16 protein-coding genes and 1 pseudogene are annotated in these 20,286 nt (G+C 70.8%); 4 read left to right on the top strand and 13 right to left on the bottom strand.

Going from position 1 to position 20,286, the window contains the following annotated elements; genetic code table 11:
- Positions 1-23: 23 nt before the first annotated feature.
- The 10 genes and pseudogenes from ABD329_RS14385 to ABD329_RS14430 all read right to left on the bottom strand — a co-directional run bounded on the left by ABD329_RS14385 (position 24) and on the right by ABD329_RS14430 (position 10,742).
- Positions 24-1,655 carry an MFS transporter gene (locus ABD329_RS14385; RefSeq protein WP_344316422.1) on the bottom strand — a complete coding sequence of 544 codons (1,632 nt, stop codon included), beginning with the start codon at positions 1,653-1,655 and terminating at the stop codon, positions 24-26.
- 108 nt (positions 1,656-1,763) lie between these two features.
- Positions 1,764-2,786, bottom strand: a complete 1,023-nt coding sequence (fbaA, locus tag ABD329_RS14390; RefSeq protein ID WP_198279143.1) for a class II fructose-bisphosphate aldolase — start codon at positions 2,784-2,786, stop codon at positions 1,764-1,766.
- A 176-nt stretch (positions 2,787-2,962) separates the two neighbouring features.
- On the bottom strand, positions 2,963-3,508 hold the full coding sequence (gene pyrE, locus ABD329_RS14395; protein ID WP_198279142.1) for an orotate phosphoribosyltransferase: 546 nt from the start codon (positions 3,506-3,508) through the stop codon (positions 2,963-2,965).
- Between the two features lie 81 nt (positions 3,509-3,589).
- Positions 3,590-4,405: an aldose epimerase family protein gene (locus ABD329_RS14400; protein WP_198279141.1), complete on the bottom strand. Its 816-nt coding sequence runs from the start codon at positions 4,403-4,405 to the stop codon at positions 3,590-3,592.
- Positions 4,406-4,430: 25 nt separating this feature from the next.
- Complete coding sequence (locus ABD329_RS14405) at positions 4,431-5,330, bottom strand: SRPBCC domain-containing protein (protein WP_198279140.1); 900 nt, start codon at positions 5,328-5,330, stop codon at positions 4,431-4,433.
- Between the two features lie 220 nt (positions 5,331-5,550).
- Positions 5,551-7,125 (bottom strand): polyamine aminopropyltransferase, encoded by a 1,575-nt coding sequence (locus tag ABD329_RS14410; RefSeq protein WP_198279147.1) that lies wholly within the window; start codon positions 7,123-7,125, stop codon positions 5,551-5,553.
- Between the two features lie 303 nt (positions 7,126-7,428).
- Positions 7,429-7,944, bottom strand: a pseudogene (locus tag ABD329_RS14415) (DUF2617 family protein); the annotation flags it as partial.
- A 371-nt stretch (positions 7,945-8,315) separates the two neighbouring features.
- Positions 8,316-8,606 carry a hypothetical protein gene (locus ABD329_RS14420; protein ID WP_344316425.1) on the bottom strand — a complete coding sequence of 97 codons (291 nt, stop codon included), beginning with the start codon at positions 8,604-8,606 and terminating at the stop codon, positions 8,316-8,318.
- Between the two features lie 108 nt (positions 8,607-8,714).
- A complete protein-coding gene (locus ABD329_RS14425; RefSeq protein WP_198281089.1) occupies positions 8,715-9,635 on the bottom strand; it encodes an alpha/beta fold hydrolase in 921 nt (306 codons plus the stop codon).
- Positions 9,636-9,812: 177 nt separating this feature from the next.
- The gene (locus ABD329_RS14430) at positions 9,813-10,742 is read right to left on the bottom strand and encodes a LysR family transcriptional regulator (RefSeq protein ID WP_198281088.1); all 930 of its coding nucleotides are present in this window, start codon (positions 10,740-10,742) and stop codon (positions 9,813-9,815) included.
- Positions 10,743-10,856: 114 nt separating this feature from the next.
- Between ABD329_RS14430 and ABD329_RS14435 the strand changes: the two genes are divergently transcribed.
- Positions 10,857-11,384 carry a DapH/DapD/GlmU-related protein gene (locus tag ABD329_RS14435; RefSeq protein ID WP_198281091.1) on the top strand — a complete coding sequence of 176 codons (528 nt, stop codon included), beginning with the start codon at positions 10,857-10,859 and terminating at the stop codon, positions 11,382-11,384.
- 67 nt (positions 11,385-11,451) lie between these two features.
- Here ABD329_RS14435 and ABD329_RS14440 read toward each other — a convergent pair whose 3' ends face one another.
- Positions 11,452-12,396 carry a DUF5996 family protein gene (locus ABD329_RS14440; RefSeq protein ID WP_198281087.1) on the bottom strand — a complete coding sequence of 315 codons (945 nt, stop codon included), beginning with the start codon at positions 12,394-12,396 and terminating at the stop codon, positions 11,452-11,454.
- Between the two features lie 1,554 nt (positions 12,397-13,950).
- Here ABD329_RS14440 and ABD329_RS14445 point away from each other — a divergent pair.
- The 3 genes from ABD329_RS14445 to ABD329_RS14455 all read left to right on the top strand — a co-directional run bounded on the left by ABD329_RS14445 (position 13,951) and on the right by ABD329_RS14455 (position 16,964).
- On the top strand, positions 13,951-14,169 hold the full coding sequence (locus ABD329_RS14445; protein ID WP_330810346.1) for a type A2 lantipeptide: 219 nt from the start codon (positions 13,951-13,953) through the stop codon (positions 14,167-14,169).
- 250 nt (positions 14,170-14,419) lie between these two features.
- The gene (locus ABD329_RS14450) at positions 14,420-15,592 is read left to right on the top strand and encodes a pyridoxal phosphate-dependent aminotransferase (RefSeq protein ID WP_198282314.1); all 1,173 of its coding nucleotides are present in this window, start codon (positions 14,420-14,422) and stop codon (positions 15,590-15,592) included.
- Between the two features lie 172 nt (positions 15,593-15,764).
- The gene (locus ABD329_RS14455; protein WP_344316426.1) at positions 15,765-16,964 is read left to right on the top strand and encodes a hypothetical protein; all 1,200 of its coding nucleotides are present in this window, start codon (positions 15,765-15,767) and stop codon (positions 16,962-16,964) included.
- 40 nt (positions 16,965-17,004) lie between these two features.
- On the opposite strand, the gene ABD329_RS14460 is transcribed toward ABD329_RS14455, so the two are convergent.
- Both ABD329_RS14460 and clpB read right to left on the bottom strand, forming a co-directional pair.
- A complete protein-coding gene (locus tag ABD329_RS14460) occupies positions 17,005-17,541 on the bottom strand; it encodes a YbjN domain-containing protein (protein ID WP_138914654.1) in 537 nt (178 codons plus the stop codon).
- A 118-nt stretch (positions 17,542-17,659) separates the two neighbouring features.
- On the bottom strand, positions 17,660-20,251 hold the full coding sequence (gene clpB, locus ABD329_RS14465; RefSeq protein ID WP_198279713.1) for an ATP-dependent chaperone ClpB: 2,592 nt from the start codon (positions 20,249-20,251) through the stop codon (positions 17,660-17,662).
- Positions 20,252-20,286 lie beyond the last annotated feature (35 nt).

Raw genomic sequence — 20,286 nt, forward strand, 5'->3', positions numbered from 1 at the left:
CAAGCCATGAGGGAGGGCACGGGTCAGGTACGGGGGCGTCGCTCACCCGGGTCCAGGGGCGGCGCGGACACCCCGCAGTGGTAGGCGCACTCGGGGCGGCACGGCGGCCCCGCCGCCCGCGCGACGCCCTCGGCGGCCTCGGCGGCCTCGGCGGCCTCGGCGGCCTGCGCGGGCACCGCGGCCCCGGCCCGCTCCGGCTCCGCCCCCACCTCGGCGCCCGCCTGCTCCAGCGCGTCCGAGCGCACCGTGCGCCAGGCGAGGATCGCCCCCAGCACCAGCACCCCGGCGCAGATCGGCATCGCCCGCCGGAAGGTGCTCGAGAAGGCGTCCGCCGATCGGTACGCCTCCGGGCCCATCCCCGCGAGCAGCGGCAGCGCCGCCACCGCGACCAGCCCGGCCGCCCGCGCCGCCGCGTTGTTCACCCCGCTGGCCAGGCCCGCGCGGGCGACGTCCACCGAGGCCAGGACGGTGGCGGTGAGCGGGGCGACCACCACGACCATGCCCAGGCCCAGCACCAACAGCGCGGGCAGGATGTCCCGCCAGTACACCGCCCCCTCCCCGGCCCGGGTCATCAGCAGCATCCCCGCCGCGCACAGCAGCGGGCCGAGGGTCAGCGGGATCCGCGGGCCGATGCGCTTGCCCAGCTCCCCCGAACGGGCCGACAGCAGCAGCATCAGCGTGGTCGTGGGCAGCAGCGCGGTACCGGCGGCGAGCGCGGAGTAGCCCACCACCACCTGGAGGTCGAGCACCGAGAGGAAGAAGAAGCCGCCGAAGGCCGCGTAGACGCACAGGGTCACCACATTGACGGCGCTGAACTGGCGGGAGGCGAAGATGGACAGCGGCAGCATCGGCTCGCGCAGCCTCCGCTCCACGACGATGAAGACCGCCCCCAGCACCAGTCCGGCGACGCCCGGAACCACCACGGCGGGCGAGGCGCCCTTCTGCGGCGCGGCGATCAAGGCATAGGTGACCAGGGCGAGGGCCGCCGCCGCCAGCACGGCGCCGGGGATGTCGAACCGGCCCCGCGCCTGCGGATCGCGGGTCTCCGGTACGTGGCGCAAAGCCACCGGCACACACACCGCCGCCAGCGGCACATTGATGAAGAACACCCAGCGCCAGCCGGGCCCGTCCACCAGCCAGCCGCCGAGGAACGGCCCGATCGCCGCCCCGATGCCACCGAAGCCGGACCACAGCCCGATCGCCCGCGCCCGGTCATCGGGGTGGATCACCGACTGGATCAGCGCCAGCGACCCGGGGGTGAGCAGCGCCCCGCCGATGCCCTGGAACGCCCGCGCGGCGATCAGCACCCCGGCGTTCGGCGCCAGCCCGCACGCCAGTGAGGCCAGCGCGAACCACACCACCCCGATCACGAACACCCGCCGCCGCCCGAACCGGTCCCCGAGCGCCCCGCCGAGCAGGATCAGCCCGGCGAGGGTGAGCATGTAGGCGTTGACGGTCCACTGGAGCACGGGCAGATCGGCGCCCAGATCGAGGCCGATGTGCGGCAGGGCGACATTGACGACGGTGCTGTCGAGCAGGGCCATGGCGGAACCCAGCACGGTGGTGAACACCAACCACCGCCCATCCGGCACGGATAGCCGTACCGGCTGACCATTGCTCGGAGCGTGCCCCGCCCCGGGCGTGGAGCCGCCCATACCTGGATCATGCCCCGGGCAGCGCCCCCGGGGCCAGCCCACAACGCGAACGAGCCCGGCAGCCCGCCGGGAAGGCGAGCGCCGGGCCCGAAGGGGCGAGCCGAAGAACTACTTCAGCTTCGTGCCCGTCGACCGAAGGTCCGCACAAGCCTTGGTGACCCGCTCGGCCATCCCCGCCTCGGCCAGCTTCCCCCAGCTCCGCGGGTCGTACGTCTTCTTGTTGCCGACCTCGCCATCCACCTTCAGCACCCCGTCGTAGTTGCGGAACATGTGGTCCGCGATCGGACGGGTGAAGGCGTACTGGGTGTCCGTGTCGAGGTTCATCTTCACCACGCCGTTCTCCAGCGCGGTGCGGATCTCCTGCTCCGTGGAGCCGGAGCCGCCGTGGAAGACGAAGAAGAACGGGTCCTGCTTGCCGTACTTCGCGCCGACACCGTCCTGGAGATCACGCAGCAGCTCCGGGCGGAGGACGACATTGCCCGGCTTGTAGACGCCGTGGACGTTGCCGAAGGAGGCGGCCAGCAGGTAGCGGCCCTTGTCGCCCAGGCCCAGGGCCTCGGCGGTGCGCAGGGCGTCGTCCACCGTCGTGTACAGCTTGTCGTTGATCTCGTGCGTGACGCCGTCCTCCTCGCCACCGGTCGGGGTGATCTCGACCTCGAGGATGATCTTCGCCTTGACCGCCTCGGCGAGCAGCTCCTGCGCGATGTCGAGGTTGTCGGCGAGGGTCTCGGCGGAGCCGTCCCACATGTGGGACTGGAACAGCGGGTTCTGGCCCTTGGCGACGCGCTCCTGCGAGACCTTGAGCAGCGGACGGACATAGCCGTCCAGCTTGTCCTTCGGGCAGTGGTCGGTGTGGAGGGCGATGTTGACCGGGTACTTCTCGGCCACGACATGCGCGAGCTCGGCGAGGCCGACCGCACCGGTCACCATGTCCTTCTTGTACTGGCCACCCAGGAACTCGGCACCACCGGTGGAGATCTGGACGATGCCGTCGCTCTCCGCCTCGGCGAAGCCGCGCAGGGCGGCGTGCAGAGTCTGCGTCGAGGTCACGTTGATCGCCGGGTAGGCGAACTTGCCCGCCTTCGCCCGGTCGAGCATCTCGTTGTAGATCTCAGGGGATGCGATGGGCATCTGACCGCTCCTTGTATGTGCGGGTTAGTCGTACTCGGCCCTGACCTAGGGGCGACGTCATCGTCGGGGCCATAATCCCAGACTCCGCCGATTGCTCCACACGGCGCACGCCGAGACCACACGGACGGGGGTAGGTGGTTTCACGTGAAACCTCCCGCCTCCCCAGCCTGCATGATTCAGCTCAGGCCGAGGTCGGTGAGCGAGTACGCCGGGAGGTACGGCAGCCCGGCGTCCGCGATCGCGGGCGCGGCGCCGCGCTCGACGATCGTCGCGACCGCGACGACCTCCGCACCCGCTTCCCGCGCCGCCTCCACGGCGGTCAGCGGCGAGCCTCCGGTGGTGGAGGTGTCCTCGACCACCAGCACCCGGCGGCCCGCGATGTCCGGGCCCTCGATCCGCCGCTGCATACCGTGGGTCTTCTGCGCCTTGCGGACCACGAAGGCGTCGAGCCGGCGCCCGCGCGCGGCGGCGGCGTGCAGCATGGACGTGGCCACCGGGTCGGCGCCCAGCGTCAGCCCGCCCACCGCGTCGTACTCCAGATCGGCCGTGGTCTCGAGCATGACCTGCCCGACCAGCGGCGCGGCCTCGGCGTCCAGGGTGATCCGGCGCAGGTCGATGTAGTAGTCGGCCTCGCGCCCGGAGGAGAGGGTCACCTTGCCGTGGACCACGGCCTTGTCCTTGATCTGCTGTAGCAGGGCGTCACGCGCATCGCTCATGCGCATGAGCTTATGCGGTGGCCCTCGGAACCCCCCAAGCCGCTCCGTACCGTGAGACCGACCGCCTCAGCCGTGAGACCGACCGCCTCAGGCCAGGGTGCGCCAGCTCCAGGTCATGGCGATCTCCAACGGCTCGATGGGGGTGACCAGCCGCGGCAGGAGGTTGAGGCCGTTGGGCGGGCCGGACTGCGGTTCCACGCACACCGCCTCCGCCTGCTCGTCGTAGACCACCACCCACTCCGTCCGGCTGGTGACCTTCAGTTCGAGCCGGCCGGGCCAGGTGAGCGTGACGTCCACCCCCTGCGGCATCCCGAAGCAGTCGTCCCATGGGCCGGGCTTCGGCGCGATCCGGCGGCCCGTGGGGAGGTGGTCCTCGCCGCGCTCCTCCTGCCATGCGGCGTCGAAGGCGATCTCGGCATCGGGGCCGCCGTCGCCCAGGTTCCGCAGGAACCACGGATGCCAGCCCGCCTGTGCCGGGAAGGAATCGCCCTCGGTCTCCACGCTCATGGTGACGGTCAGGCTGTCCGGGGAGAGTTCGAAGCTCTGGGTGACCCGGCCCTCGTACGGCCAGGGGTCGGCGAGGTCGTAGGTGAAGGCCGCGCTGGACCGCCCCGTGCTGGCGGGGGCCCATGCGACGTTCCGGCCGGTCCCGTGGATCGCGTGCGGCGGGGAGTTGATGGGCAGTTGGTGGGTCCGCCCGCCGTTGCGGAACCGGCCGAGAGCGGTCCGGCCGCACCACGGCACCATCGGGAACGACCCGAACCGCGGGCCCTGCCGCAGCAGCTCCGTACCGCCGATGCGCAGTGAACCGATACGGCAGCCGTTCTCGGGTGAGACGGTCAGCTCGGCGTCCCCGGCGGTCAGCCGTACGCCCTTGGTCTCCGTTGTGTCTTCGGTGGTCACAAACACCGAGCCTATGCGCCCGGGCTCATCGACGGCGGCGAAGTACGCGACGGCCCACGACGACGACGGATGCGAGCACGACGGCCGCGGCGGGCGCGGCCCAGCGCAGTGTGGCGCTGGTGGAGACGGTCTCGGGCGCGGGGACCGGGGCGTAGCGGCCGCGCGGCGGGGCGTGGTCGACCTCCTCGGTGGAGCGGCCGATCATCGTGCGGCGGGCGTGGGCGGCCTCGGCCGGGGGCTCCTCGTCCAGGTCGTCGAGCTCGCCGAAGCCGACGGGCTCCTCGACGGCGCCCACCTCGTCGAGGTCCTCTAGGTCGCCGACGTCCTCGATGTCCATGTCGTCGGCCGACAGCGGAAGCTCGGCCTCGGTCGGCAGCCCGGTCTCGTCAGCGGCGGCGGCCGCACCCGCGTCGGCGGCCGCATCAGTGGTCTCTTCGGCGGTCGCGTCGGCCGCCTGACCGGGGGCCTCGTCCTCCGTGGGCGCGCTGATCGGGGACGTCTCCAGCCCGGCCGTGAGCGCAGCGGCGAACCGGTCCAGCATGCGGCGGGCCACGGTGGTGGACGCCTCGTCGTCGAACTCGGCCAGCCGTCCGTCGCTGTGGACCGTCCCGGAGCAGTTCAGCTCCGTACCGCCCTCGACGGGCCTCGGCGTGATGGTCAGCGCGAGCTTCACCGAGCCGCTGCCGCGCGCCTCGCCGCCCTCGCCCTCGACCTCGAAGCCCTCGCCGCGCCGGACGATGCGCAGCGCGCCGCGATAGGTGATGGTGGACCCGCCGATGCGCAGCCGCAGCCGGCCGGCGAGCGGACCGGCGGCCTCATCGGCGTCCTGCTGGAGCCCGGGAACGCAACGAGCGACGCGGGCGGGCTCCGCGAGCGCCAGCCGGACGGTGTCGACGGGAAACGGAACGAACACCTCATGCTCCATAGGTCAAGACAGTACCCATCGCACGTTCGCTGAGACCCGTTCCCGCACAACTTTCCGCGTGCCGCTGACGTACGCCGCCGACGCGAGCCCCCGGCGCGCGCAGACGCCCCGCACGCCGGTGGGCGCCACCCGCCGCCGGGCCCGCCGGGGCGTCACTCCGCGCGTAGGCGCGCACAGGCCGGGGCGTCACTCCGCGCATGGGCGCGCACAGGCCGGGGCGTCACTCCCCATAGCGCGGACGCATGAGCGTCGACGGGGGCAGACCACCCTCCCAAGCGCGCTCGGCCGTGCGGCGGGCCGCCCGCAGCCCCTCCTCCGTCAGCGAGCGCGGCCGCGGCCGGTGCGGGGCCAGCCGCAGCCCGACCGGGGAGCGCGCCGCCAGGACGAAGCCCCAGTCGTGCGGGCTGCCGCGCCCGGGCCGCGGGTCGCCGATCACATACGGAGTGGTCCGCAGCCCGACCGAACGCATCGTCGCGTCCACCGTCCAGAACGCCCGCGGATCGGGCCGCAGCGGCCCGGCGTGGACCACCAGCCGGCCGCCGGGCGCCAGCACCCGCTCGGCCAGGCCGTAGAACTCCTGGGAGTAGTACTTGGTGCTCGGGGTGAGCTCGGGGGCGGGCAGATCGCAGACCACCACGTCGTACGCCATGGACCGGCGCAGCCAGTCGAAGGCGTCCGCCGTCACCGCCCGCACCCGCGGATCGCGGTAGGCGCCGCCGTTGAGCGCGGACAGGCCCGGATCGCGCCGGGCCAGCCGCACCACCTCCGCGTCGCGCTCCACGACGGTCACCGAGCGGACCCCGGCGTACCGCAGGATCTCGCGCGCCGCGAGCCCGTCGCCCCCACCCAGCACCAGCACCCGGCCGTGCGGTCCGGCGGCCATCGCCGGGTGGATCAGCGCCTCGTGGTAGCGGACCTCGTCGCGCCCGCTGACCCGCAGCCGCCCGTTGAGGAAGAGCGACAGCGGCCGCCCGCTCGTCCCCCCGCCCACCAGCACGATCTCCTGCTCGCCGGTGCGCAGCGCGACCCGCACCCCCGGTCCGTAGACGGCCTGGCGGGCGGCCCGCTCGAAGGAGGGGGTCAGCACGGCACCGGCGGCCAGCGCGGCGAGCACCAGCCCATTGGCGACGATCAGCGTCCACCGCGCCCGTACGCTCAGATCGCGGCGGAACAGCCAGAGCACCAGCGCACCACCCGCGACCGCGTTGACCGCGCCGGTGACCAGCGCACCGGTCAGCTGGCCGAACGCGGGCAGCAGCAGAAAGGGAAAGGCGAGCCCTCCGACCAGCGCGCCCACATAGTCCGCCGCGAACAGATCGGCCACCGCACCGCCCGCGTCCTGCCGCCGCACCCGCTGGATCAGGGTCATCAGCAGCGGCACCTCGGCCCCGATGAGCACACCGATGGCGAACGAGAAGCCGACGAGCGCGGAGCGCGAATGACCGCCCCATGCGAAGCACGCGTACAGCGCCATCGCCGAGCAGCCGCCGACGAGCGCGAGCACCGCCTCGACCGCGCCGAAGCCCACGGCGGCCCGGCAGCGCAGCCGCTTGGCCAGCAGCGAGCCGACCCCCATCGCGAAGACCATCACGGACAGCACCACGGACGCCTGGGTGACCGAGTCACCCGCCAAGTAGGAGGCGAGGGCTACGAGTTCGAGCTCGTAGACGAGCCCGCAGGCGGCGCAGACGAAGACCGTGCCGAGCACGAGGAAGCGGCCGAGCCCCGCCCGCACCGGCAGCCGCGCCGGAGGGCCGGATTCCGGCGACGACGGCGCATCCGAGACGGCGGACATGGGCGAATCGATCACAAAGGGAACGCTACGTCACATATCGCTTACGTCTCGTCCCCCACACGGGTGCATTGCCGTTCGTACATCTGGCATCGGTGGCCTCTCGGCCATGCGCGATCCCCTTCAGACGCAGGGGACTTGGGGCGACACCCCATCCGACAGCCCGTCCGACACCCCGTCCGACACCCCGTCCGTGAGGCCGTCCGCCAGACCGCTCGGCACACTGCCCGGCAGACCGCTCGGCAGCCCACCCGGCAGCCCACCCGGCAGACCGCCCATATCGAGCCCGCCCGCTCCCGGCGGCCGGAGCGCGGCCGGCACCCGGGCCCCCACACAGGTGCGGGTGGTGACCAACCGCCCTTCCTGGGGGTAGGCATGCCAGGTCCGCCAGCCCACCGTGCCCTCGTTCCACTGCGCGAGCAGCGCCGTGAACGCGTTCGGGCTACCGGGGAACGTACCGGCCAGGCCGTGCGGATGGTCGGCCACCAGCGCGAGCAGCTCCTGGGCGCGCCCGGCGAAGGCCCCTTGCGACAACTCCTCGACGCGCGCCGCGAATTCGTATTCGCGGCCGTCGACGAGGGTGGAAACCCCCAGCGGAAGCGGGGTGCTGTTGCCGGACATACAGGCCACGGTCTCCGAGCAACGGCCGCCCTCCCCTTCGAGGAGGACCTGGTGGGAGGCTCCCAGAAGCCTCAACTGTACGGCGAAGTCATGGAGTTGAAGATCGAGCACAGCGAGGGCGGGAAGCGGCTCCCGTCCCAGCCCCCAGGCGAGGTCAGCGGCGCGGGTATCGGTGTAGGCAGTCTTGAGGGTCGTGAGCATGGATCGGCTCCGCAAGCACGCAGTGGAAAAAGTTGGGCCAGCTCGCCCCGCGGGGGACCAGGGGCATGCGCATACGGCGGCTCGTGCCCACGTGGGGCCGTAAGGTCGATTGGTGGTATACGGAATCATGAAATGCTGGGCGCCACATCGTTTTTACCCACCTTCGCCGGGTTTCCACCCCCTAGGGCGCTCCCTAGGTCAAGTGTTCAACAAGCCAGCGCCCGGCGCACGTTGGCGCGCCGGGCGCTGGCTCATCGCTTCACGGCCGTAAGGACGGCGTGGCAACCGTAAGAAGGGCATGGCAACCGTAAGAACGGTACGGCGACCGTAAGGCGCGGGGCCCGCGGGCCTACGAGCCCGTGGGCCCGGGGTCAGCCACCCCCGCCGCAGCCACCGCCACCACCGCCGCCGCCACCGCAGCCACCCCCGCCACCGCAGCCGCCTCCGCCGCCGCAGCCACCGCCGCCGTGGTGACCACCCCCGTGATGGCCACCACCGCCGCCGTCGCCACCGGCCCACCAGCCGCCACCGGCGGCCCCGCTGGAACCGGCGCCCCAGGACCGCTTGCGCCGCCCGCTGTACCCCTTCGACCGGCCGGCGCCCAGCGCGGCGAGCGCCGCGAACGTGAACGCCAGCACGACCAAGATGACAACAGGACCCATGGTCCTCACTCTCCTTCCAACCCCCGTAGCGAGGTACCGCTTCGTACCTGCCGGGTCACATGCCCGACCTCACGCGGGGTCAAAGCGAAGTTGAGGAAGTCCAGAGGTTCAGCGCCCGGAGGCCGCGCTGTCCACGGCCTGGACGGTGACGCGCTCGATCGCCCGCACGGCGACATCCGGCTGGTCGACGTAGATGTAGTGCGCGCTGGTCTTGGCGGTGCTCAGCTTGGCGCGGCTGGAGACCGCGAGCCACTTGCGCTGGCCGTTGGTCCACGCCCGCTCCAGGCCCGGCCCGTAGTCGGGCACCTCCGCGAGGTACTGCTTACCGTGGTGGATCACCTCCACCGGGATGTCCCCGGCGGAACGGACCTTGCCGTCGGGCACCGTGAGCTTCTCCGGCTCCCCTCCGTGCAGGATCGCGAGGGTCCGATCACGCAAGGCGACTGCCGGGCCGGTGGCGGATTCGGGGATTCCCTTGTTGAGATCGGCGGTCTGGGTCGGCGAGGTGGCGTCCATCAGGACCAGCCCCTTGACCCTGTCCCGGTGGTCGGGGGCGTACCGGGCGGCGATCAGCCCGCCCAGCGAATGCCCGGCCAGCACGACCGGGTTGTCACCGGCGACCCGGTCGAGCACGGCGGTCAGCACCTTGCCCGTGCTCTTGAGGGTCTGCGGACCGTCGGGCTTGTCGCTGGCGCCTTCGCCGAGCCGGTCGTAGGAACAGACCCGGTTCTTCTCGCTCAGGGTCTTCTGGATCCCGGCCACCTTGTCCAGCCCGTCGCCGCCTCCGGCCACCAGCATGATGACCGGCGCGCCGTCCGCCGGAGTCCCCGAACAGGACACGTTCACCAACTGGCCGCCAATCTCGATCTTCTTGGTGCCGGTCAGCAAGTCCTGGTCGCCCGCCTTCTTCGAAGCGGCGGCGGTCGTCTCCGCGTCCGCCTTCGAGTCATCCTCACAACCGACGAGCCCCACACCGGCCACGGCGCAGGACAGCGCGATCACAGCGGACACCCTGGCATTGCGGATCATCGTTCTTCCCCCCTGAGAGAGTCTGGGTCACCCGCTCCCCGCGGGCGTCTCAGACGCTATGGACCCGGAGCCCCGGAATCGTCACCACCCGGAGCGCACCCGCACGTAGCTCGCCCGGGGGACAACCGCTGAGCGCCGGACAAGGACTTGGGCCCGTCTGTCAATTCGGTCGTCTGGTCAGCGGTCCACCCAGTCCGGCGCCCACACATCGTGCGGGGTTCGCGGGCCTGCGGTGCGCAGCTGCTCGCGTAGCGCCGTCAGCACGGGGTGCCGGTCTCCGCTGCGGAACAGCAGCACGTGCGGGTAGACCGGGGTCGGGTCGTGCAACGGGATGCGCCGTAGGTCGTGGGTCTGGGGCCACAGGTACCGGTCCCCGCTGCCGACGAGGGTGGCCAGCGAGTCCGAGTCGGCCAGCGCGTCCATCAGGGCCTCGTCACCGAAGTTGGGGCCGAGCGCGTCGATGCTCAGGCCGAAGGCCTCGGACAGCGCCTGGTAGAACGCCGCCCACTCCGTGCCCGGCCTGATCCCGGGGATCCAGATGCGGTGGCCGGCCAGGTCCGCAGGACTGACCCAGGGCGCGTCAGCCAGCGGGTGGTCGGGGCCGACCAGGAACTCCAGGGGTGCGTCCAGGAGTCGTTCGGCGCTGATCCCGGCCGGGACCTGGTCTGCCGGCAGGGCACGGAACGACGCGTCGACGGTCCCTTCGAGCACCGCCTGGGCGGCCTGGGCGGCGTTCTGCTTGCTCAGCGTGACCGCGTCCAGGTCCGTCTCGGGGTGGGAGCGGTAGAACCGGTAGACGGCCTGGGCAGGGGAGATGCGCCGATTGAGGACATCGACGCGCAAGGGACGGCTGCCGGGGCGCACGGCCTGCTCGGCCTGCTCGAGGGCGGCCAGGACCTTCTTGGCGTGCGGCAGGAAGACCTGCCCGTCCAGGCTCGGCCGGGAGCCTCGGGAGGTCCGCACCAGGAGCGTGACCTCGATGTGCCTCTCCAGGGCCGCGATCCGCTTGGAGACCGCCTGCTGGCTGATCCCCAGCTTGTCGGCAGCAGCCTGGAACTGGCCGGTCTCGGCGACGGCCACGAACGTCCGCAGCGCTTCAACGTCCACGCTTCCACCCTATTTCCACAACCAATGGTTGTGTCTGGTGTGGTGCAGGGTTGTTTGATCGCGCGTTCTGCGCGGTGGTGGGATAAGCGCATGTCTACCCGCACAGAGCAGGTTATGTATGTCCGGACGCCCGAGTTCGCGCGTCATGCGGAGCGGATCGTGGAAGTGACCGATGCGACGTCTCGACTGAACGTGCTTCCGTTCAGCGACAGCGAAGGCCGCGCGGAACTACTTTCTCTTGTGTTCGGCGGCCCGCTGCCGGAGTCGGTGATGATCTACCCGCCGTTCTTCACCGAGTACGGGCTCAACACGACGTTCGGGGAGAACGTCTTCGTCAACCAGGGATGCACCTTCATGGACAAGGGAGGCATCCGTATCGGCAACAGCGTCATGATCGCCCCGAAGGTCAGCCTCATCACCGGAGGCCATCCACTGCCCCTGGCCGAGCGCCGCGAGTACCTCTCCTTCGCCCCGATCGTCATCGAGGACCACGTCTGGATCGGGACGGCTGCCGTGATCACGCAGGGAGTGACCATCGGTGCCGGTGCGGTGGTCGCTGCCGGTGCGGTGGTCACTCATGATGTTCCTGCCGGCACCGTGGTCGCGGGAGTGCCCGCCCGGGTGATCAAGACGATCGACTGAGCCCGGCCAGTCCGTGCCGTTGCTGCTGGGCGACTTGCGAGTCGGCGTGACCGGCGGGCGATACGCCTCAGCGGTGCTCCCAGTGGACGGGGTCGGCTTCCAGGACCGCGCGGTCCCAGTCGGCCAGTTCGGCGGCCGCCTCATACGTGCTGTGCAGGAATTCGCTCAGCGTCCGGTCCGGATCGGGCGCGGTGGCGACCGCCTCGTAGGGCAGCACGAATTCGCCGACGTCCCGCCGGTACGAGGCCGTCGCGGGCCGGACCGGCTGGTCGGCGAAGCCGGCGGGCTCGGGGTAGGCGTAGGAGTAGAAGCCGCCCTCCTCCCCGCCGCCGGGCCAGAAGCCGCAGCTGGAGAGCTCGACGGAATACGCCTCCTGCGTCACCCGGTCCGGCAGGTTCGGCACCCCGCCGGGGGGATGCGGCGGCGCGGTGCGGCCGGAGAAGCGGGTGACGGCCAGGTCCATCGCTCCCCAGAAGAAGTGCACGGGGCTGGCCTTGCCGACGAAATGGGACCGGAATTCCCCGAACACCCGCTGCGCGTTCAGCAATTGCCCCCAGAAGAGCCGGGCGGCGTGCGGGTCGTACGCCGCGTGCCGGTGATCCTCCGGGAACGGAATCGCCACGGGCACCTCGTTCGGCCGGGGGTACATCCGGGTCTGGATGCCCAGGTCCCCCAGCAGACCCATGATCTCGGAGTAGAACTGGGACACCGATTTGGACTCCAGCGCCAGCTCGCGCCGGCTCCCGTCACTGACCCGGATCCCCAGCCGGTCATCGACGAAGTCGAACTCGATATCAAACGCTCCGGTCCGATACGGGATCGTGGACGTGCTCAGCCCGCGCGGGGTGACATACAAGGTCACCTGCCACCACTGATTGGCCGGTGGCGCATGGTCCAGCCGGATCTTGCCGACGATCTGGGTCCACATGTGCAGCGTGTCCCGGGTCTCGCCCCAGTCCTCCAGCCGAAGCCGTGGCCAGGCGCCGGCCCGCTGTGTGCTCTGCTCGGCCATCTCGCCTCCCGGGGAGCCCACCGCTCTGGCGACAACGCGCGCTCGACACATTCCGGCCCTGCCGAGTACCCGTCCGTCCCGCCACTCAAAACCAGCGCGGAAATTTAGCGAGGGTGGGTGTCCCGCGCCGGGTGGGAAGGTCTGCCGACGTGGAGACGGAAGCAGGGGACGCAGAATCGACCCGCTCCCGCACGACCACGGACACCGAGCCGGAACAGATACACCGTCCTCGCCCGCCTCGGGAGGCAGCGGCACGTCCCGCAGCCTGGCGCATTTGAGCGGGCGCAAATTTGGCTGAATCGCTATTGATACACGCCACTACGGAAACATAGGGTTCTTATGGCTTCAAGCGGATAGAGCGCTCAGAAATGTTCGATACCCATCCCACTCATCGACTGACATCGCGCACTCACGGCAGAGCACACTCAGTTTGGAGAAGGTGTGAAAATAGGCCCCGGATTCACCACTGCGACGACCGCTGTTTCGGCTGTCGTATTCACACTTGGGGCGGCACTACCCGCTCTCGCGGAAAGTTCCACGCAAGCCGCTGATCCCGCCCGGGCGGAGTCCACTCATCAAAGTTCCGTGAGCGAAGTGTGGGACAGGGGAGATGGGTATGTCTGCTATAACTTCACGAAAACAAGGACGTCCTTTAAAGTCACCTGTAAAATAACAAAGCATCGGCATGCGGCTAACGCAGAATGTGCCGACGGAAGGACAATAACCGGCCGATACATGGGCCGCGGCACGTGGAAGTTCGGACTGAGCTGCGGCCGAAGCCGCTTGGGTGGAGCTGGCATCTCCAGCATTCCCTGACCTTCTGAGGCCATAAGTCAGCAGGCATACGACCGCACCGCCCCCGCTGAACAGCCGGGGCGGTGTCCCTTTCAGCACTCGGGACAAGAGGGTCGGCTCGGCTGCGCCCCCCCCATCCCGCCAGCCGCTCATGTAGTCCACTCCGCGTACGCGTATCCCCGCGTCCAGGTCTCCCGCCTCACCCTCGAACCCGCCATCCCCAGGGCCGCACATGCGCCAAGTCCCCTTCCGGGTGGCGTACGGGTCGTACGCCGCGCGCGCGTGCTCAGCCCGCGCGGGTCGCGGCCAGGCACCGGCCTGCTGTGTCCGGAAATCGAGCAACACAATGCTGTAGCGCTGCGGTTCAGTAAATCTGCGCGTTATCTCCACAGAAAGGTCACAGCCTTGCCGCTGGGTCGCGCCTTGCAGGATGAACGCCATCCTCAAGGGGTGATGTGTCCTTCTGATGGCCACGCCAGCTCCCTCCACGAGGCCCAGTAGCCGAAATGCAAGTGAAGAAGTCGTCGCCATCCAGCCAAAAGTCCGGCTTACCGACATGCCGCGATACCAAAATATCCCTAGATATTTCGGACAGATCGCGGTGGCTGAGCCGCCGTAGACATGGTTTGATCCACGCCACTCGGAAGATGGACCTCCGCTTCTGAGTGGCGGACGATCGTCACGCTGGCTGGACCAGCTTGACGCCGGGCCGCTCGATACGCCCCGTGGTCACACCAAAAACGAAAGGGAGGGCCTGACGTGCGTAAGCAGATCGAGGCCATCGAGATCGCTGACAGCGAGCTGGACAATGTCTCCGGCGGAGTTCTCGGGACCGTAAACCTGACGGGCGGTGCAGAGCCCACCCTGCCCACCCTGCCCACCCTGCCCGCTCTGGGTGGCTCGGTTTCAGGTGGCCTCAGCGGCCAGGTGGGCCCCGTCTCCGGACAGGCGGGTTTCTCTGGCGGCGTCGGCATCTGAGACGGATGCACCGAGATTTACTTGGTCTGCATTACTCACCCGCCGACCATGTGAATTCCAGGGTTGTCATGGGCCCCGGGACTGCTGTCCCGGGGCCCATGGCGTTCGAAGCCGAGGCCGCCCGGGCGACCGCCGTCTGATCGGCTGCTCTCGAGCACAGGCCAACGTCTGGCCCTGACATCGCCCTTTACCCCACGCCGGGCAGGGGGAGAGTTGATGCGGGCCGATGGTTCGGCGGAGTATGGGCGCCATGGGACGACCGCCGCTCAACCGCCGACTGGCCGCCTTCGGCACCACGATCTTCGCCGAGATGTCCGCCCTCGCCGTGCGCACCGGGGCCATCAACCTCGGGCAGGGCTTTCCGGACACCGACGGCCCCGAGGAGGTGCGCGAGGCCGCCGTCCGCGCGCTGCGTGACGGCCGGGGCAATCAGTATCCGCCCGGCCCCGGCGTGCCCGAGCTGCGCACCGCCGTCACCGAGCACCAGCGGCGCTGGTACGGGCTGGGCTTCGACCCCGACACCGAGGTGCTGATCACCGCGGGCGCCACCGAGGCCATCGCGGCGTCGCTGCTGGCGCTGGTGGAGCCGGGCGACGAGGTGATCGCGCTGGAGCCGTACTACGACTCGTACGCCGCCTGTGTGGCCATGGCGGGCGGCGTCCGCGTGCCCGTCACCCTGCGCCCCGACGGTGACACCTTCCGGCTGGACCTGGACGAGCTGCGCGCCGCCGTCACCGACCGCACCCGGCTCATCCTGCTCAACACCCCGCACAACCCCACCGGCACCGTGCTCACCCGCGATGAGCTGGCCGCGGTCGCCGAGCTCGCCGTCGAGCGCGATCTGCTGGTGGTCACCGACGAGGTCTACGAGCACCTCGTCTTCGGCACCGAGCACACCCCGCTCGTCTCCTTCCCCGGGATGCGCGAGCGGACGGTCACCATCAGCAGCAGTGGGAAGACGTTTTCGTTCACCGGCTGGAAGGTCGGCTGGGTGACCGGCGCCCCCGAGCTGGTCACGGCGGTGCGCTCGGCCAAGCAGTACCTCACGTATGTCTCGGCGGGCCCCTTCCAGTACGCGGTGGCCGAGGCGCTGGCCCTCCCGGACGCCTACTTCCACGGCATCCGGGACGATCTGCGCGCCAAGCGCGATCTGCTGGCCGATGGCCTGGCCGACGCGGGCTTCCACGTCTTCCGCCCCTCGGGCACCTACTTCATCACCACCGACATCCGCCCCCTCGGCGAGACCGACGGCTTCGCCTTCTGCCGCTCCCTCCCCGAGCGCTGCGGTGTGGTCGCGGTCCCGAACGCGGTCTTCTACGACCACCAGGACCAGGGCTCCCCCTTCGTCCGCTTCGCCTTCTGCAAGCGCGAAGAGGTCCTTACGGACGCCGTGGGCCGCCTCAAGACCCTCGCCCAGGGCTGACGCGGCCCCTCCGGCAACCCTCCCCCGGTTGGACTTCCCGGGTCGCGGGCGTCCGCGGCCTGGCGGATGGTCGGTGTGTCCGCCGGGCCCCCTGGTCCGTCCCCTCCGGGGGGCTCGGCGCAGGTCCGTCGTGCCCGAGTGTGCCCGTCGTGTGCCCGCACCGGAGGTCTCCGTGTCCGCCGACACCACCGCGTCCGCACGGCCCCCGGAGCCGCCACGGCGGCATCCGGAACGGCGGCGGGTGCTGGGGCGGGTCGGGACGTCGCTGGGGCGGGCGTGGCTCGCGCTCGCGGTGTACGCGACGGTGCGGGCGGCCGGGATCGTCTGTGTGGCGCTGGGCGCCCGGCAGGCCGGGAAGCATCCGCGGACGCAGCTCGGGCACTACTGGGACAGCCTCTGGTACGTGGGCATCGCCCAGCACGGCTACGGCACCAGCCGCCCCTCCGTCACCCACCCCGGCCTGAGCTTCAGCGACCTCGCGTTCTTCCCGCTCTACCCGGCGCTGATCCGGGCCGTCACCGACATCGTCCCCATCGGCGCGGTGACGGCCGGGCTGCTGATCGCCTGGGCCGCGGCCGGGCTGGCGGCCTGGGGGATCCACGCGGTCGGGGAGCGGCTGTACGGGCGGCGGGTGGCCCTGGCGCTGGTCGCGCTGTGGGGGCTGCTGCCGCATGCGGTCGTCGAGTCCATGGGGTACACGGAGTCGCTGCTGACGGCGCTGGCGGCCTGGTCGCTGTACGCGCTGCTGACCGGGCGCTGGCTCTGGGCCGGGGCGCTCGCGCTGTGCGCGGGGGCCACCCGGCCCAACGGGCTCGCGGTCGCGGCGGCCGTGTGCGTCTGCGCGGCTGTCGACATCCGGCGGCACCGCGGGCGTACGTCCTGGCGGGTGTGGGCGGGGGCCGCGCTGTCACCGCTCGGCTGGCTCGGCTACGCCGCGTGGGTGGGGGTGCGGCGCGGCACCTGGCGCGGCTATCTGGACGTCCAGGACGGCTGGGGGACCTATCTCGACCTCGGTGCGAGCGGCTTCCGCTCCGCCCGCTCCCTGATCATGGGCAGCGGCTATCTGTCGCACTACATGGCGCTGATCGTCATCGGCGCCTCGCTGATCTCCCTGGTCGGGCTCGCGCTGCGGCCACCGCCGCTGCCGCTGGCCGTCTACACCATCGCCCTGGTGTTCATCGCACTCGCCAGCGCCAACTACTTCGCGTCCAAGCCGCGCTTCCTGCTGCCCGCCTTCCCGCTGCTGCTCCCGGCGGCGCTGGCGATGGCAAGAGCCCGGCCGCGCACCGCCGTCCTGGTGGGCGGCGTGCTGGCCGGGCTCTCCTGTCTCTACGGGACGTATCTGCTGACCATGGCCACCAGCCCGGTCTGACCGGGAAACGGCCTTTCCGGCCGATGTGCGGCTCGGCCGGTCAGGCCTCGTCGTCGCCCGGCTTGTCGTCGCCGTCGTTCTCGATGTCGGCCTCCAGACCGAGCTGTTCGACCAGCCAGCGGTCGAATTCGATCGAAGCCCGCACCCAGCTGACCGTGGAGGACACGAAGTGCTCCAGGCTGACGCCGGTGCCGATCAGCATCTGCGCCTCACCGATCAACCGGACCGTGCCGTCGTCATTGGTGTGGCTGTAGACCTTCGGCCACAGGGTGCGGCGGTTCCAGTCGTCGATCGCCTCGAGCAGCCGCGGCTTCTCATCGATGCCGTGCGGCCGGTCGTAGAACGTGCGGACGGAGAAGACCTGCTGCTCCTCCTCCCCGCGGAACATGAAGTAGGTACGGAACTGCTCCCACGGCGCGGCGAGGTCCCCCTCCTCGTCGACGACGTACTTCAGCTCCATCTGCTCCAGCAGCTGCTTGACCAGGTCCTGGTCGGGCAGCACGGGGCCGCTCGGACCCGTCGGTTCGGGCTCGGGCTGACCCCCGAAATTCGGAATCGAGGACGGGTCGATGCTCACCGTGGATTTCCCTTCGTATGGAATACCGCCATCCTCCCTCACACCCGCCCCCGCCGTGCAACCCCGGCCGTACATTGCCCGATCCGGTCGAACGGGACCGGGTGGAGAGGGGATGGATCTACTGCTCGGGGCCCACCAGCAGCTCGTTGCCGACCCGGTCCACCCGGACCTTGTCGCCGTCCCGGACCTCCCCGGCGAGGATCTCCTTGGCCAGCCGGTCGCCGATCGCGGTCTGGATCAGCCGGCGCAGCGGGCGCGCCCCGTACGCCGGGTCGTTGCCCTCCTCGGCGAGCCACTCCAGCGCGGCCGGGGTGACGTCGAGGGTGAGCCTGCGGTCGGCGAGGCGGCGGGCCAGCCGGGCGATCTGGAGCTCGGCGATCCGGGCCAGCTCCGGGCCGCTGAGCGCGGAGAAGACCACGAGGTCGTCCAGGCGGTTGAGGAACTCGGGCTTGAAGGAGGTCCGCACGGTCTCGAGGACGCTCTGCTTCTTCTCCTCCTCACCGAGCAGCGGATCCATCAGGTACTGGCTGCCCAGGTTGGAGGTGAGCACCAGGATGGTGTTGCGGAAGTCCACCGTCCGGCCCTGGCCGTCGGTGAGCCGCCCGTCGTCGAGCACCTGGAGCAGGATGTCGAAGACCTCGGGATGGGCCTTCTCCACCTCGTCCAGCAGCACCACGCTGTACGGGCGGCGGCGCACCGCCTCGGTGAGCTGACCGCCCTCCTCGTAGCCGACATAGCCGGGCGGGGCGCCGACCAGCCGGGCCACGCTGTGCTTCTCGCCGTACTCGCTCATGTCGATGCGGACCATGGCCCGCTCGTCGTCGAAGAGGAAGTCGGCGAGCGCCTTGGCCAGCTCGGTCTTGCCGACGCCGGTGGGGCCGAGGAAGAGGAACGAGCCGGTGGGCCGGTCCGGGTCGGCGATGCCCGCCCGGGTCCTGCGCACGGCGTCCGAGACGGCCCGTACGGCCTCGGTCTGGCCGATCAGCCGCTTGCCCAGCTCGTCCTCCATGCGCAGCAGCTTCTGGGTCTCGCCCTCCAGCAGCCGGCCCGCGGGGATGCCGGTCCAGGAGGCGACCACATCGGCCACGTCGTCCGGGCCGACCTCCTCCTTGACCATCGTCGGGCGGTCCCCCTGGACCTCGGCCTCGGCCTCCGACGCCTCGGCCAGCTCCCGCTCGACGGCCGGGATCTCCCCGTACAGCAGCTTGGAGGCGGTGTCGAAGTCGCCGTCGCGCTGGGCGCGCTCGGCCTGGCCGCGCAGCTCGTCCAGCTTCTCCTTCAGCTCACCGACGCGGTTGAGGCCCTGCTTCTCCTTCTCCCAGCGGGCGGTGAGGCCGCGCAGCTCCTCCTCCTTGTCGGCGAGGTCGCGGCGCAGCTTCTCCAGCCGCTGCCTGCTGGCCTCGTCGGTCTCCCGGGCGAGGGCCATCTCCTCCATCCGCATCCGGTCCACCGACCGCTGGAGCTCGTCGATCTCCACGGGCGAGGAGTCGATCTCCATCCGGAGCCGGGAGGCCGCCTCGTCCACCAGGTCGATGGCCTTGTCGGGCAGGAAGCGGGAGGTGATGTACCGGTCGGAGAGGGCGGCCGCGGCCACCAGCGCGCCATCGGCGATCTGCACCTTGTGGTGGGCCTCGTAGCGGCCCTTGAGCCCGCGCAGGATGGCGACGGTGTCCTCGACGGTCGGCTCGGCCACCAGCACCTGCTGGAAGCGGCGCTCGAGCGCGGCGTCCTTCTCGATCCGCTCGCGGTACTCGTCGAGCGTGGTGGCGCCGACCATGCGCAGCTCACCGCGGGCCAGCATCGGCTTGAGCATGTTGCCCGCGTCCATCGCGGAGTCGCCGCCGGCGCCCGCGCCGACCACGGTGTGCAGCTCGTCGATGAAGGTGATGATCTGGCCGTCGCTGGACTTGATCTCGGCCAGGACGGTCTTCAGCCGCTCCTCGAACTCACCGCGGTACTTCGCGCCCGCGACCATCGCGCCGAGGTCGAGGGCGACCAGGCGCTTGTCGCGCAGGCTCTCGGGCACATCGCCCTTGACGATCCGCTGGGCGAGCCCCTCGACGACGGCCGTCTTGCCGACGCCCGGGTCGCCGATCAGCACCGGGTTGTTCTTGGTGCGCCGGGAGAGCACCTGCACCACCCGGCGGATCTCCTGGTCCCGGCCGATGACCGGGTCCAGCTTGCCCTCGCGCGCGGCGGCGGTGAAGTCCGTGCCGAACTTCTCCAGGGCCTTGTACGTGCCCTCCGGATCGGGCGTCGTCACCCGCTGTCCACCCCTGACCTTCTCGAACGCGGCGAGCAGCTTCTTGGCGCCCGCCCCCTGCTGGTCGAGCAGCTCCCCGGCCTGGCCACCCTTGGCGGCGATGCCGATGAGGAGGTGCTCGGTGGAGACGTAGTCGTCCCCGAGTTCCCTGGCCCGCTGGGTGGCGTCCGCGATCACGGCCAGCAGGTCGCGGCTGGCCTGCGGCGGGGCCACGGTGGAGCCCTGGACGCTGGGCAGGGCGGCGAGCAACCGCTCGGCGCCGTCGCGCACCAGGGCCGCGTCGGCCTCGACGGCGGCCAGCAGATCCATCACGTTCTCGTTGTCCTGGCCCTGCAACAGGGCGAGCAGAAGGTGCGCGGGCGTCATGTCCGCATGCCCGGAGGACACCGCCCGGTCATTGGCGGCGCTCAGCGCCGCCCGGCTCTTGTTGGTCAGCTCGGCATCCACGTCCCTGTGCTCCTCCTCGCTCCGATCTTCCCATC

The sequence above is a fragment of the Streptomyces javensis genome (genome assembly GCF_039525925.1).
In the GTDB taxonomy this organism is placed as follows: Bacteria; Actinomycetota; Actinomycetes; order Streptomycetales; family Streptomycetaceae; genus Streptomyces; species Streptomyces asiaticus.

What these genes read in the sequence shown, in the direction of transcription:
- ABD329_RS14385 (WP_344316422.1), bottom strand. Translation starts at nt 1,655, where the DNA reads ATGGGCGGCTCCACGCCCGGGGCGGGGCACGCTCCGAGCAATGGTCAG.
- fbaA (WP_198279143.1), bottom strand. Translation starts at nt 2,786, where the DNA reads ATGCCCATCGCATCCCCTGAGATCTACAACGAGATGCTCGACCGGGCG.
- pyrE (WP_198279142.1), bottom strand. Translation starts at nt 3,508, where the DNA reads ATGCGCATGAGCGATGCGCGTGACGCCCTGCTACAGCAGATCAAGGAC.
- ABD329_RS14405 (WP_198279140.1), bottom strand. Translation starts at nt 5,330, where the DNA reads ATGGAGCATGAGGTGTTCGTTCCGTTTCCCGTCGACACCGTCCGGCTG.
- ABD329_RS14410 (WP_198279147.1), bottom strand. Translation starts at nt 7,125, where the DNA reads ATGTCCGCCGTCTCGGATGCGCCGTCGTCGCCGGAATCCGGCCCTCCG.
- ABD329_RS14420 (WP_344316425.1), bottom strand. Translation starts at nt 8,606, where the DNA reads ATGGGTCCTGTTGTCATCTTGGTCGTGCTGGCGTTCACGTTCGCGGCG.
- ABD329_RS14425 (WP_198281089.1), bottom strand. Translation starts at nt 9,635, where the DNA reads ATGATCCGCAATGCCAGGGTGTCCGCTGTGATCGCGCTGTCCTGCGCC.
- ABD329_RS14435 (WP_198281091.1), top strand. Translation starts at nt 10,857, where the DNA reads ATGTATGTCCGGACGCCCGAGTTCGCGCGTCATGCGGAGCGGATCGTG.
- ABD329_RS14440 (WP_198281087.1), bottom strand. Translation starts at nt 12,396, where the DNA reads ATGGCCGAGCAGAGCACACAGCGGGCCGGCGCCTGGCCACGGCTTCGG.
- ABD329_RS14450 (WP_198282314.1), top strand. Translation starts at nt 14,420, where the DNA reads ATGGGACGACCGCCGCTCAACCGCCGACTGGCCGCCTTCGGCACCACG.